The organism is Mycolicibacterium iranicum, assembly GCF_002101705.1.
Lineage (GTDB): Bacteria > Actinomycetota > Actinomycetes > Mycobacteriales > Mycobacteriaceae > Mycobacterium > Mycobacterium iranicum.
Genome location: NZ_LQPC01000047.1, coordinates 316,246 through 330,002, shown reverse-complemented (window position 1 = coordinate 330,002; position 13,757 = coordinate 316,246). Strand labels below are relative to the sequence as shown.

At 65.0% G+C, this 13,757-nt stretch carries 13 protein-coding genes; 6 read left to right on the top strand and 7 right to left on the bottom strand.

The annotated features are described in order from the left end of the window. Window positions 1-43: 43 nt before the first annotated feature. From AWC12_RS22820 to AWC12_RS22795, 6 genes are all read left to right on the top strand, one after another. Window positions 44-793: a GAF and ANTAR domain-containing protein gene (locus AWC12_RS22820; RefSeq protein ID WP_085177091.1), complete on the top strand. Its 750-nt coding sequence runs from the start codon at window positions 44-46 to the stop codon at window positions 791-793. Continuing rightward, on the top strand, window positions 790-1,584 hold the full coding sequence (locus tag AWC12_RS22815; RefSeq protein ID WP_085177089.1) for a GAF and ANTAR domain-containing protein: 795 nt from the start codon (window positions 790-792) through the stop codon (window positions 1,582-1,584). Before AWC12_RS22820 ends, AWC12_RS22815 begins: the two co-directional genes overlap by 4 nt. A gap of 13 nt (window positions 1,585-1,597) precedes the next feature. Beyond that, complete coding sequence (locus tag AWC12_RS22810) at window positions 1,598-2,896, top strand: dienelactone hydrolase family protein (RefSeq protein WP_085177087.1); 1,299 nt, start codon at window positions 1,598-1,600, stop codon at window positions 2,894-2,896. Between the two features lie 119 nt (window positions 2,897-3,015). Beyond that, the gene (locus AWC12_RS22805) at window positions 3,016-3,273 is read left to right on the top strand and encodes an Rv2628 protein family (RefSeq protein ID WP_085177085.1); all 258 of its coding nucleotides are present in this window, start codon (window positions 3,016-3,018) and stop codon (window positions 3,271-3,273) included. 60 nt (window positions 3,274-3,333) lie between these two features. Beyond that, complete coding sequence (locus tag AWC12_RS22800; RefSeq protein WP_051226938.1) at window positions 3,334-3,786, top strand: hypothetical protein; 453 nt, start codon at window positions 3,334-3,336, stop codon at window positions 3,784-3,786. A gap of 67 nt (window positions 3,787-3,853) precedes the next feature. After that, a complete protein-coding gene (locus tag AWC12_RS22795; RefSeq protein WP_051226936.1) occupies window positions 3,854-4,489 on the top strand; it encodes a TetR/AcrR family transcriptional regulator in 636 nt (211 codons plus the stop codon). A 12-nt stretch (window positions 4,490-4,501) separates the two neighbouring features. Here the strand turns inward: AWC12_RS22795 and AWC12_RS22790 are convergent, their stop codons facing one another. From AWC12_RS22790 to AWC12_RS22760, 7 genes are all read right to left on the bottom strand, one after another. Then, complete coding sequence (locus AWC12_RS22790; RefSeq protein WP_081660148.1) at window positions 4,502-6,181, bottom strand: sensor histidine kinase; 1,680 nt, start codon at window positions 6,179-6,181, stop codon at window positions 4,502-4,504. A gap of 86 nt (window positions 6,182-6,267) precedes the next feature. Then, window positions 6,268-7,230 (bottom strand): 1-phosphofructokinase family hexose kinase, encoded by a 963-nt coding sequence (locus tag AWC12_RS22785; protein WP_024449050.1) that lies wholly within the window; start codon window positions 7,228-7,230, stop codon window positions 6,268-6,270. Continuing rightward, window positions 7,227-9,272 (bottom strand): erythromycin esterase family protein, encoded by a 2,046-nt coding sequence (locus AWC12_RS22780; protein WP_024449049.1) that lies wholly within the window; start codon window positions 9,270-9,272, stop codon window positions 7,227-7,229. The genes AWC12_RS22785 and AWC12_RS22780 overlap by 4 nt, the downstream gene beginning before the upstream one ends. 25 nt (window positions 9,273-9,297) lie before the next feature. Continuing rightward, complete coding sequence (locus AWC12_RS22775) at window positions 9,298-9,747, bottom strand: pyridoxamine 5'-phosphate oxidase family protein (protein WP_024449048.1); 450 nt, start codon at window positions 9,745-9,747, stop codon at window positions 9,298-9,300. 87 nt (window positions 9,748-9,834) lie between these two features. After that, complete coding sequence (locus AWC12_RS22770; RefSeq protein ID WP_024449047.1) at window positions 9,835-10,203, bottom strand: SpoIIAA family protein; 369 nt, start codon at window positions 10,201-10,203, stop codon at window positions 9,835-9,837. A gap of 55 nt (window positions 10,204-10,258) precedes the next feature. After that, complete coding sequence (locus AWC12_RS22765) at window positions 10,259-10,720, bottom strand: hypothetical protein (RefSeq protein WP_024449046.1); 462 nt, start codon at window positions 10,718-10,720, stop codon at window positions 10,259-10,261. Between the two features lie 95 nt (window positions 10,721-10,815). After that, the gene (locus tag AWC12_RS22760) at window positions 10,816-13,686 is read right to left on the bottom strand and encodes a cation-translocating P-type ATPase (protein ID WP_024449045.1); all 2,871 of its coding nucleotides are present in this window, start codon (window positions 13,684-13,686) and stop codon (window positions 10,816-10,818) included. Between the last annotated feature and the right edge of the window lie 71 nt (window positions 13,687-13,757).

Genomic DNA, 13,757 nt, shown 5'->3' with positions numbered 1-13,757 from the left:
AGTGTCACAACAGATTTCAGTTCACGATCGGGGCAGGTGAGCGATGGACAGTGATCGCGCCGCGCGGATATGGACTGCCGTCGCCCTGCGGGCGATGCGAGAGAGGACGCCGATCTCACCGGCGCACGCATGCCTTGAGTGCGTCGAGGCACTCACCGTGGGCGGCGCCGGCCTCATGTTCGCGACAGGGTCGGAATGCCTAGAGCCCGTGTACTTCACCGGGCCCGAGGCCGAAGAAGCCGACACGCTGCAAACGACGCTGGGTGAGGGGCCGGGATTCGACGCGGTGTCGAGCGGACAGCCCATCCTGGCCGACAACATGGCCTCATCGTCGAGCATGCGTCAGTGGCCGATGCTCGCGGCCCACATGGCACGCCTCGGTGTCGGAGCGATACACAGTTTTCCGCTTGCCCTGGGGGCGATACGCGTCGGTGCTCTGAATCTGTACAGCTTCATCCCTCGGGAACTCGGCAGCGACAACCTCGTCGATGCCCTTGTTTACGCCGACACTGCGCTGCTGTTGACACTCGATGCGCGCAGCGGAATCCACACGGCCGCCAACGGTGGGATCTCGAATGGCCAGACGCCTGCTCTTTGGCGGGCCGAGGTACACCAGGCAGCAGGGATGGTATCCGCGCAGCTTGGACTTTCCGTGCTCGATGCTCTGGTGCGACTGCGAGCCCATGCCTACAGCCACGACATGTCTCTGACAGCACTGGCCCGGGAGGTGGTCGAGCGCCGTGTCCGGTTTGCCGCGGAATGTGCCGCAGACTCAGGGCAAGGCGAGCCATGAGCGCCGCGCCTCGGGAATCCCTGGCCCAAACTTTCACCGAGTTGGTCGACATCCTCGTCACGGACTTCGACCTCGTCGAGGTGATGCACCTCATCGCTGCGCGCAGCCAACAGATCCTCGGCGTCGATGCCGTCGGGATACTGCTGGTCGACAGTCACGGCAGCCTCAATGTGATTGCGGCATCGACGGAAGAGGCCCGAGTTCTCGAGCTGTCCCAGCTGCAGAACAGAGAGGGCCCCTGCCTGGAGTGCTTCCGCACGGGTCAACCGGTGAGCTGTAGTGATCTGAGCACTGAGGTGACGCGATGGCCCCGCTTCGCGTCGGAAGCACTTCAGGCAGGCTTCACCGGGATCCACGCGCTGCCGATGCGGCTACGGGACGAAGTCATCGGCGGGATGAGCTTATTCACCACGGCGAGACGGTCCGTTGACGCCGAAACCCTCGAGGCTGCACAGGCTCTAACGGATGTGGCCGCTATCGCGCTTCTTCACGACCGAGCCGTCAGGCACCGCAGGCTGCTGGTCGAACAGCTGCAGAACGCGATCAATCATCGCCTCATGATCGAGCAGGCGAAGGGGCTCATCGCCGAACGCGCGGGCCTCAGCATCGGCGAGGCCTTCGACGTTCTTCGCTCCTACGCGCACACCCACCACTGGAAGCTGTCCGAGCTCGCAGAGGCGGTGATCCAGGATGGGTCGACAACATCCGATGTGCTGAGCAGCCGAGCCCAGCAAACTAAATGCCTACGAAGAGCGGCCGACTTGCCCTCCACAGCAGCTGAATCACACTGAAAGATTGACGGACATGCAGCTTTCCGGGAATCACCTCGCCCACACCGGTCGTCGGCTGGCTGAGTATCTCGCGCCTCTGCGCAGCGCGGATGTCGTGGTGCTCGGGTTGCCCCGCGACGGGGTCCCGGTAGCCTTCGAGGTCGCCGAGGCGCTGGGAGCACCGCTCGACGTGCTCGTCGTTCGGAGTCTGACATTGCCGTTCGACCCCGACGTGACGTTCGGCGCCGTCGCCGAGGATGGCATTCGCGTGGTGAACGACAGGGTGGCTCAGCAGACCGCGCTCGGCGCCGAACAGATGGCCGAGGTCGAACAGGCGCAGCGGGCCGACCTCGAACGCCAGGTGCAGTTGTATCGCCGCGCTCACGAACGCGTTCCGTTCTTCGATCGAGTCGCCGTCATCGTCGACGACGAACTCGTCAACATCGCACCCGCCATCGCGGCGTGCCGACTTGCGCGAAGCAGAGGCGCCACGCGAGTCGTCGTCGCCGCACCGGCCGGCTCAGCCCAGGTCATCGAGGCCCTGCGGGGTCACGCCGATGACGTTGTCTGCCCGGACGCATCGCCCTTCTTTTTCTACGCGACGGTCGAAGAAACCCGCCACCAACGACCGCACACGTCGGACGACGAAGTGATCGCGTTGCTGGATCGTTCGCGCCGGACGTGCCTTGATGCCGCCGTCCAGTTCACCTCGGGCCTGGTTGAACTCCAGGGCTATCTCACCGTGCCCCACCACGCACGCGGCGCCGTCATCTTCGCCCACGGCAGTGGTAGCAGCCGCCACAGCCTGCGCAACCGTTACGTCGCAAAGGTTCTGAACGAGGCGGGATTCGCGACGCTGCTGTTCGACCTTCTGACACCTGCCGAGGAAGCCGACCGTGCCAACGTCTTCGACATCGAGATGCTGGCACGCCGCCTGAACGATGCGACCGTCTGGCTCACCGGCCGACCCGAGATCGGCGGCCTGCCCCTTGGCTACTTCGGCGCGAGCACGGGCGCAGGCGCCGCGCTGAGGGCCGCGGCAGACTCGCCCGTCGATATCAAGGCTGTCGTGTCGCGCGGCGGTCGGCCCGACCTCGCGGGCGCCAAGCTCGCCGATGTCACGGCCGCGACCCTGTTGATCGTCGGCGGCCGTGACGAAATGGTGCTCGAACTGAATTCTCGTGCGCGGGAGGCGATGTCGGCCGAGTGTGCCATCGCCGTGGTACCCGGTGCCACGCACCTGTTCGAGGAACCCGGCACCCTCGAGCAGGTCGCTCGACTTGCCCGCGACTGGTTCCTCGAAAAGCTCGCCCTTCACGCGGCGCCACGATAAGGCTCCCGCGGGGCCCACGATCGATGGGACCAAAGACTCACTTATCCCCGCACTTCGGCCTTAGTGCAATCGGTTCGACGGTGATGTGATGGAAGGGTCCGAAGAACAAGGAGCGAACGATGAAGACGCTCAACGGCTTGATACGTCGTAGGGAACCGGTTCGAACCGTCTACGTCGTGACTGACCGTCTGCATCGCGAACGCTGCGTCCATGTCACAGCGGATGAGATCACCACGATTGTGTCGGCGTGGCTGGCCCAGTTGGGGGCGCACAGCTTCCTGGCAGAGGACTTCGCACGGACGCTTCGAGAAGGCGACTGGGCGTCGGCTCACGCCATTGCCGAGGCTTTGTCGGTCGATGTCACCGTTGCGGCGTGAGCGGCGCACGACAGCGAACGCCACGCTCAGGCGAACGCATCCAGTCAGTAGCAGATCGGCATGACTGTAAGCACGCCTCAAGCCCAGAACCGCACCGTACAGTTCGCGCGAGTGCTGGGGCCGTTCTTGGCGATCGCCAGCGCGGCCGCCGTCCTTGACACACCGCACCGGGAGCCTCTGTACGCCGCCCTTACCGGCAGCGCGCTATGGTGCTGGGCGCTCGGCATTGTCGGTCTTCTCTCTGGTCTCACCGTGGTCGCCTTTCACCAGCTGTGGCACAGTCCCGCCGCCATGGTGATCTCTGTGTTCGGGTGGCTGGTGATCATCAGAAGCATCCTGCTGCTCGCGTTTCCGACATTCGTGGCCGACCGCGTAGATCTCAGCATGGCAGGCAGCACACTCTGGCCGGTTGCACACCTCGGATTCGCAGCAGCGGGCGGCTACCTCGCTTTTGTCGGCTACTCAGGCGCATTGAGGACTTTGGTCTCGTCGACGCGGACCCAACGACCCTAATTGGACGCGTGCCCACGGGTGATGCTGCATAACTGAGACCCGTCTCCGAGCCGGAGGAGTTGTTGACATGACCGTCCTCGATGACGCGAAGATCGCCGTTCATGCCGCCGAAGAGCAGCTACGCGCGCAAGTCCGAGACGCCGCGGTAGTGAAGTTCGGCACCCAGGGATTTCGGACGCCGATGCGCGCAATCGCCTCGGCCGCCGGACTGAGCCCCGGTGCCGTTCGTGACCTGTTCGGCTCTAAACGCAACCTGATCAAGGCCTGCGACGACTACATCATCGAGACCGTTCGCGCCTCGAAAGACGAAGCGCTGCAGTCGCACGACCCAGCATCGTGGCTTGCCGCGATCGCCGGAATCGAGTCGTTCGCGCCCATGATGGCTTATCTGGTGCGCAGCATGGAAGACGGTCGCGAGCTGGGAAGCAGCCTGCTGGACAGAATGATCGAGAATGCCATCGACTATCTCGACGACGGTGTGCGCGCCGGAACGATCAAGCCCAGCCGCAATCCTCGCGGACGCGCAATGTTTCTCGCGCTCAACAACACCGGTGGTTTCCTGCTGTACCGGCGCCGCCATCCCACCCCGAACAATATGGCGGCCGTGCTGCGCGACTACGCCGATGACATGATCGAACCCGCGCTCGAGTTGTATACCGAGGGGCTGCTGGCCGACTCGACCATCCTCGACGCGCTCCGCTGAGGCCACCGGGGATCATTTCAGCGGCGCGCTCCAGACGAGCTGCGTGCCCCCGCCTGAACCCTGTCCAACGGAGAACGTGCCTCCCGCCTCCGAGGCACGCCGGCGCAAATTGCTCAAACCACTTTCGGTCACATCGACGGGGATGCCGTCGCCGTCGTCGGTGATCTCTACGCGAAATTCCTCGCCTGCGGTGACGGCGACGGTCAACGCGGTGGCATGAGCGTGGCGAACCGCATTGCTGACCGCCTCGCGCACGACCGCTTCGGCATGGTCGGCCAGAACCGCGTCGACAACCGACAGCGGCCCCGAGAACTTGACTGTCGTGTGCACATCGGAGCTCGCGAATGCCGCGATGGCTTCGTCGAGCCGCTGACGGAGCCGTGTATTGCCGTTATGCCCCGCGTGCAGATCAAAGATCGCGGTGCGAATCTCCTGGATCACCTGCTGCAGATCGTCCACGCATTCGTTAAGCCGATTCTGCACGTCGGCCCCGCGCACCCGAGGGATCGTGCCCTGCAACGCCAGGCCGACGGCGAACAGCCGCTGAATGACATGGTCGTGCAAATCCCGGGCGATGCGATCCCGGTCGGTCAGCACGTCGAGTTCCCGCAACTGCCGCTGGGTCGTGGCGAGCTGCCACGCCAGCGCCGCCTGATCCACGAACGCCGCCATCATGTCGAGTTCGTCGGCGCTGAAAGGGGGTGCTCCCGGCGGCCGCACAGCGACCACGACGCCGGCGATGGCGCCGGTCGCCCGGAACGGTAAGACCAGTGCGGGCCCTCGCGCACTGTTCTCGGCATCCAGCTGCAACCCCTCGAAGCTACGCGGAGTTTGACTGGCGAAGACTTCGCCGATCGCGCCGTCGCCGATGGGCACCGCGGTGACCACCGCCCCGGATCCGTCGCCGGCCGTGGCGGCGACTACCAGCTCGTCGACCGGGTTGTTGTTCTCCTCAAGGTCGGTGCGGACCGCGACCAGTGTCAGCTCAGCTCCGCTGAGATGCCGGGATTCATCGGCCACCAGTCGGAACACTCGCGACGGGTCGACGCCGGAGAGCATTTCCGTGCCGATATCGCGCGTCGCGGCGATCCAGGACTGCCTCATCTTGGACTGTTCGTAGAGTCGCGCGTTCTCGATGGCGATTCCGGCGGCCGCTGCCAGCGCCTGGACAAGGACCTCGTCGTCCTCACTGAACGGCTGGCCGCCCGCTTTCTCGGTCAGATACAAATTGCCGAACACTTCGTCGCGGATGCGCACCGGCACCCCCAGAAACGTTCGCATCGGCGGGTGGTTGCGCGGAAACCCGACTGACGCAGCATGTTTCGAGATCTGATCCAGCCTAATCGGCTTCGGATCGTCGATTAGCACGCCCAGCACTCCCCGCCCCTCGGGAAGATGACCGATCTGATCCCTGGTGGCTTCGTCGATCCCCTGGTAGATGAACTCGACAAGCTCGTGGTCGTGGCCTCGCACCCCCAGGGCCCCGTACTGGGCGTCGACCAGCTCGATCGCGGTCCGGACAATGGTGCGTAGCGTCTCGTCGAGCTCCAGACCGGAGGTGACGACCAGCATGGCATCCAGAAGGCCGTCGAGCCGATCCCGTCCTTCGACAATCTGCTCGACGCGCTCCTGCACCTCGTTGAGCAGCTCCCGAAGCCGCAGCTGAGACAAGGTGTCCCGCAGCGGACGCATGCCGATGTCAACGTCCGGTCCGACCTCGCCGGTCACACGACCATCGTGCCACTAGACAGTTCGTGATGCGAAAAAAAACGCGTAAATTATGACGAAATAATGACGCTTTCTGATCCAGTCTTTACCGAGTTACCGAACAAACGATCAACGTCGGTCAGGCTAAACGCGGACGTGCCCGGGGTCTGCAACTTTGCCGCCGCGGCGGCGGTTCCGTACCCAACGGCGCGACCCAACGCCCACCCCCGCAACAGTCCCACCACCATTCCCGCGACCATCGCGTCACCGGCACCCACACCGCTGACGGTATTCGCAGCGATCGCCGGAACACGTTCGCTACGCGAGGACTCCACGACCAGAGCGCCCTGCGAGCCCAGCGACACGACGACCGCGTCCGTCATCCCGCGCGCAATCAGCTCGCGGGCCGCCGCGATCTGCTCTGCTTCGGTGTCCAGGGGCCGGCCGATGCATTCGCGCAGTTCCCGAACGCTCGGCTTGAGCACGCGCACTCCCGACGTGACGTGGGTCAGTCCGCCACCGGAGGCGTCGAGGATCAGGCGGGCGTCCGCCCGCCGACACACATCGGCAACGCACTGATAGAAATCGGGCCGCACCCCGGGGGGCAGGCTCCCGCTGGCCACCACGAACCGAGCCGATGCCGCAGCTCGCCGCAGTGCGTCGAGACACTGATCCTGCTCGGCCGCGTTGACGACGGGACCGGGAAGCACGAATCGATACTGTCTGCCGGTTGTGCGCTCGTTGACGGTGAAGCTCTCGCGGGTTGAGCCGCCGATTGGGACCGGCGTGTTGGGTACCCCGGCAGCATTCACCAGATCGATCACACGGCTACCCGTGGATCCGCCCGCCGCGAACACCGCCGAGACCGGCTCACCCAAGGCGTGGATGAAGCGCGCGACATTGATACCGCCGCCACCGGCGTCGTATCTCTCTGCGCGACAACGGATTTTCTCGGTAGGAAGGACCTGGTCGGCATCGGCGGTGACGTCGAGGGCCGGATTCATCGTCAACGTGACAACGGCCGAATGTCTCATAGCCCCGACGGATACGTTTCGGGTGTCTCGCCGGCGACCCACAGGCTGGTGGCCTCCAGCGGCTCCAGGGCCGTGGTCTTGTCGATGTGGATGATGGCGTCGAACTGGTCACCGGGCCGGACGTGGTAGTAGTGGCTCTGCCGTTCTGTCGCAGGGAGATAGATGACCCCGATCGCACGTCCGAGCCGAACAGCGTCGAGAGGTTCCTTGGCGGCACGGCTGATGAGAGGCGACACCAGAAATTCGGGCCTCTCGACTTCGTGGAACAACTCTTCGACGCTGCCGTTGAGCGCCGGCCGGACGACTTTGCGCTCGGCCACCGCGCCCCATTCGCTGGCTGCCGTCACGGTACCGCTGTACGTCGTGAATCCGATCAACCGGGCGTCATCGCCATACCGTTCGCGGGCCAGCTGGCCCAGTGTCAACTGCCCATCGGAACCGACCTCGGTGGCCCTGGCATCACCGACATGAGAATTGTGCGCCCACACCACGATCCGTGCAGGTTCTGCTCCACCTCGACGATCGAGGTGGGACAGCAGCGCCTCCAGGGTCTGGGCCATGTGCTTGTCCCGCAGGTTCCACGAGGTGACTCGGCCGCCGAACATCGCACGGTAGTACACCTCGGCATCGCGCACGGTTTGAGCATTCTGCTGCGCGTAGAAGTTCTCGTCTTCGGCGAGGATCCCGTCACGTCTCACATGGTCGATTGCGTTGCGCTGCATCTCGACAAGCTGCTCGATTGCCTGACGCTCGCAGGACAGCCCGGCGCCGAACGCCGCGGCAAAACCGTAGGCCTGCCCGTCGTCGGCAGAGGTGTGGTCGAAGCACGCATAGCGCTCGCGTGCCCGCTGCGCGGCTTCCGGATCGACGTTCTCCAGATATCGGATCACCTCGCGCATCGACCGGTGCAGGCTGTAAAGGTCCAACCCGTAGAAGCCGGCCTCACCCCGCCCCGCCGTACGCGCCGCAGAGTTGTGGCCGTGCAGCCACCCGACAAAGTCGCGCACGACGGTGTTGCGCCACATCCACGCCGGGAATCGCTCGAAACCGCGCAAGGCCTCCTCGGCGGACCCGTCCGAACCAAGACCGCGGACGTACCGGTTGACCCGGTAGGCATCCGGCCAGTCCGCCTCGGCGGCAATGCCGCAGAAACCCTTTTCCTCGATCAGCCACTTGGTGATCTCGGCCCGGGCCTGATAGAACTCGGCTGTGCCGTGCGAACTTTCGCCGATCAGCACGATACGAGCGTCACCGATGAGCTCGTCGAGCGCCTCCCGTGGCGGCACACCGGCAGGCGCATCGACAGCGGTGCGGCTGATTATCTCGGCCGGTGTCTCCGCCAGGCGGATTCGCGCGGTGGCCATGCCGGTGGTTGGCGTGGTCAGCAGCTCGCGTACGTCGTCGTCGCTGACCTGCCGGAAATCCCAGAACGACTCCCCCACTGCGAGAAACGGGGTGGGCATCGACGCGCAGACGACGTCGTCGACGATTCCGGCGAACTCGCGGCACGTCGATTCCGGAGCGGCAGGGACCGCGACGACGATCTCGGCAGGGGCCATCTCCCGCAGTGCGTGTACGGCGGCGAGCATGCTCGAGCCGGTGGCCAAACCGTCATCGACGAGGATTACCGTCTTGCCCGCCAGGTCCAGCGGCCGTCGACCTCCGCGGTATGCAGCCTCGCGCCGGAGGAGTTCGCGGCCCTCGCGCTCGGCGATATCGCGTAACTGCTGAGGAGACACGCGCAGGGCGCGTACCACGTCGTCGTTGAGGACGACGCGGCCTCCGCTGGCCAGCGCACCCATGGCGAATTCGTCGTGGCCTGGAGCGCCCAATTTGCGAACAATGAAGCCATCCAACGGAACCCCGAGGGCCGCCGCCACTTCCCAGGCCACCGGTACCCCACCGCGGGCCAGCCCGAGGACCACCACGTTGCCCCGGCCGCGGTAGGCGCCGAGCAGTCCGGCGAGAACCCGTCCGGCCTCCCGGCGATCCCGGAACACCCTACGCGGATGATCCTGGTTCACTCGTCGCGCAGTGGTCATCGTCGACTCCGTTCGATGTGTGGTTTCATCCCAACACGGGATCTTCGGCAGCGAGCATGTCGGCGGGCTGGGTGGCGAACTGAAACCGTCGGCCGGTGACGTTGCGCGGGCGGATTCGGATGAAATGCTTCTTCTCCGACGCCACCCACGGAACCAGTTCAACCTGTTCGGCCTCGGCGATTTCTTCGTCGCTGCGCAGGGAGCGTGCAACGCCCGCGACGATCACACTCCAGCCCTCGTCGGACGTATAACCGTCCGCCTCGAACAGCACGTTGTTGTTGATCGCGGCGCCGACCAGCTTGGTGCCTTCAGCGGTCCGGAAGAGAACCGTGCGGTTCTGCACAGCGAAGTTCACCGGGAAGATCGCGGGCCTGCCGTCGGCGTTGGTGACCAGCCGCCCCAGCCCGGCATCGGCCAACAGTTGCCAGCACTCGGTCTCGGACAGGACGCTCATCTGGTCGTTGCGATCGGTCATGGGGTGACTGTAAGCAGCGCAACGGCATTGGGTCTGTGGCATAAAGTCCCTACTTGGCGACCCGAATGGCCCCGACCGCCGACGTCCTCAGTCCGCCGCCCATTTCTTCGCACGATCGATGTCGTCGAGGCCGAACAGGGCGATCTCCCCGGGCACCATCCACGCCAGGGCGTGAAGCGTGTGGGCGACCCAGTCCTTATCGGTCACCACAGCGATCCGTTTGAAGGACCCATGGTGCTTCACAACCGAACCCAGGCCGAATTTCAGGTCCTCGACGAGACCACCACGGCCGAACCCCTCGTAGTCGGACGTGATGATCTCGACGATCCTGATCTCGCCTGTCGTGAGCATCTGTTCAAGCGCCGGCTCGATACCGCGCAGATCCTCGCCTTGCAGCCGGCCGGATACCTGCAGGCCCAGCACGCCCTCAGGCATGTCGGTCAGCACCTCGATCACCGGACTTTCTTTCTGCCGATCATCTCGTTGCGGACACGATGACGAGCGCAGCTGTTCAAGCGGCGTGCGGATAGTCGACGCTGATGTGCACGTCGAGATCGTGGGCATCCACCGGTCGCGGCTTCCAACCTATGTACGTCAAGTACAGCCCGATGACGGCCATCACCACCAACATCGGGATCCACACACCTGCGACGTCGATGAGCCGGTCGGCCAGGGAGGCGAGGACGTCGGGGAAAGCCAGCAACACGATCCCGCGCACCACGAGCAACCATCCCAGCACCGACACGATGATCGCCGCCGGCCCGCGCCATATCTGGTGGGACGCGACGATGGCCACGCCGCCGAGGAGCACGAAGGTCCCCGTGACCCAGGGCCACACACTGCTGGCGGTGAACTCCGACAGCAATTGGGGCATATCCCGCATGCGTATCACGGCCACGATTGCGACGATTGCGAGAAACGGGCCGAGCACCCGGGCGAAATGTCTGGTACGGCTGTGAATCCGAACAGTCATGATCTTCTCGATTCATCACGCGGTCCTACGAGATCCATTGATCTCGCGATGCCATTCCACCATTGATCGCCGCGGCGCTGCAGGGTCGAAAGCCTCTACCCCACACGCCTTAGGTCACGATTCCGCCACCAACGGCGGTCAGCTCCGGTCGCGCGCAGCGCGAATTTGTAAACCTCCTCGAACCACAGCACCGACGAGGCAGCCGCCACGGCGACAGCCCACTGCCCTACGTCCAGCGATGCCGTACCGAACGCGGTCTGCAGAAACGGCACATGGACCACAGCGATCTGCAGCGCCAGACCCAGCGCCACCGCCGTCCACAACCAGCGGTTGGTGAACAGGTTCCGGAACGCGCTGGCGGTCGCCGATCGGGAGTTGAAAGCGTTGAAAAGTTGGGCGACAACCAAAGTGGTGAAGCCCACGGTGCGTGCCACATCCAGCGAATCCGAACCCTCGATGAGGCCACCTGGGAGGAAGGCGTCCATCGTCAGCAGGGTGGCGGCTGCCATCACGGCGCCGGTGAACATGATCTTGGTCCACATCTGCAGGTCGATGATCCGATCGGTGAGACGCCGCGGAGTCCGTAGCATCACGTCTGCGGTCTCGGGGTCTACACCGATGGCCAATGCGGGCGCGGCATCGGTGACGAGATTGATCCAGAGGATTTGAGTGGCAAGCAGGGGCACCGCGATCTCGCCTCCTGAGGCGCCCGCGATTCCCAGCGCGCCCGCGAAGAAGATCCCGAAGAAGACGGTGAAGACCTCACCCACGTTCGACGACAGCAGATAGCGCAGGAACTTGGCGATGTCGTCAAAGATGACCCGCCCCTGCCGTACGGCGGCGACGATCGTCGCGAAGTTGTCGTCACCGAGGATCATGTGCGCCGCTTGTTTGGTGACCTCCGTGCCCGTGCCCATCGCTATGCCGATGTCCGCCGCCTTCAACGCCGGCGCGTCGTTGACTCCGTCGCCGGTAACCGCAACCACCTCACCCTGGGCCTGGAGCGCCCTGACGATCTGCAACTTGTTCCTCGGTGCCACGCGGGCGTACACCGAGGTGTCGACCGCCAGATCGGACAACTGCGCCGGTGATGTCGCGTCCAGGTCGGTCCCGGTGACGACCGCCGTGTCGGGTCCGGCAATGCCGAGATCCTGGGCGATGCGCGCGGCCGTCGTCGGGTAATCCCCCGTGATCATCACCACCCGCACCCCGGCCCGCCGCGCGTCTGCCACTGCGGCGGGAACTTCGTCGCGGGGTGGGTCGATGATCCCGACGACACCCAGAAACACAAGGTCGTTCTCATCCGCCTCGCTGACCTCGACGGTGTCCGAAGTGCCGAGCCGGCGGTATGCCACCCCCAGGGTGCGAAAGGCCTGCGAGGACAGCGCTTCGACACCCGCGAGCATCGCAGCGCCGTCGTGGTCGTTCAGCGGTCTTGGGTGATCACCCACCTGGACCGCGACGCACCGCGTCAGAAGGACGTCAGGCGCGCCCTTCGTGATGAGAAACGTGGCGCCGGAGGCGGCGTCGGTGACAACGGCCGACATCATCTTTCGGTCCGAGGTGAACGGCACCTCCCAGCGGCGACGGAACCGTCCGATCGCTTCCACCGTTCCGTCGAGCTTGTGCGCGGCCACCAGGAAGGCAGCCTCGGTGGGATCGCCTTGGATCTCCCACTCTTCGTCGCGCCGCGCTAACTGGGCGTCGTTGGCCAGTGCTCCGCCACCGATCACCATCGCCGCTTCCCTTCTCAGCGCACGATCGTCGGGCGGTTGTCCGTCAACCACTGCGGTGCCCTCCGGCCGGTACCCGATGCCGGTCAGTTCCACAGTGCCCGACGCCGTGTGTACTCGTCGGATCGTCATCTGGTTCTGAGTCAGTGTTCCGGTCTTGTCGGACGCGATCACCGTTGCGCAACCGAGTGTCTCGACAGAGTGCAGATCCTTGACGACCGCGCTCCGCTTGGCCATGCGTTCGACTCCGAGGGCCAGCACCACCGTCACGATCGCGGGCAAGCCCTCGGGTACGGCAGCGACAGCCAGCGATACGCCGAGAAGCAGCACGGTGACGAATTGGTCAAGCGTGGAAACACGATTCACGTGCGCGGTCACGATCATGACGACCAACGCAATGACGATCACCGCCATACCGAGGGACTTGCTGACCCGTGCTATTTCCCTTCGCAGCGGACTGGGCTCGGCCTTAGTGGCTTTGAGCATCGCAGCGACGGCGCCCACCTCGGTGGACATGCCCGTGCCGGTGACCACGGCGCGACCCACGCCCTGCGCGACTCCGGTGCCCCGGTATACCATTCCCGTTCGGTCGCCGAGGGAGGCCGCCGCGCTGAGCGCAGCGGGGCTTTTCGTGACGGGCTCACTCTCCCCGGTGAGGTCCGCCTCGGACATCCGCAACCCTGTAGCAGTCAGCAGGCGCCCGTCGGCCCCGACGGCATCGCCCTCGCTGAGCACCATGATGTCGCCGCACACCAACTTACTCGACGGAATGGTCAGCAGCGCACCGTCTCGCAGGACAGTGGACCGTGCAGCAGTCACGGCCTGCAGTGCGGCCACCGCATTCTCGGCACGACGCTCCTGGATGAAACCGATGGCGGCGTTGAGCATGATCACCGCGCCGATGACCGCAGCGTCGATGGGCACGCCGGGCGCACCCTCTGCAACCCACGCGAGCAGCGCGATCGACGCGGCAGCCAGGAGGAGGTAGACGAATGGATCGCGGAACTGCGACATGATCTTTCGCCACAGCGGCACCGGCGGTTCGGATTCGAGTTCGTTGGGACCGTCGGTATCCAATCTCCGCGCAGCCTGCGCTGCGCTGAGGCCGGTAGCTGGGTCCACGCCCAGATCCCTGGCTACCTCGACGCCTTCGCGCAGGGAAGGATCCATGGATTCGAGCGGCGGGCAGGCGCCTGACATGATCGCGCCACAATCGCTGGCTCTCGCCGTCATTGCCGCGCTCCTTCCGTTGCCGGCCATGGTGCCCTGACAGTCCCGTCCCACAGCAGTGCGCCGCGGGGTAT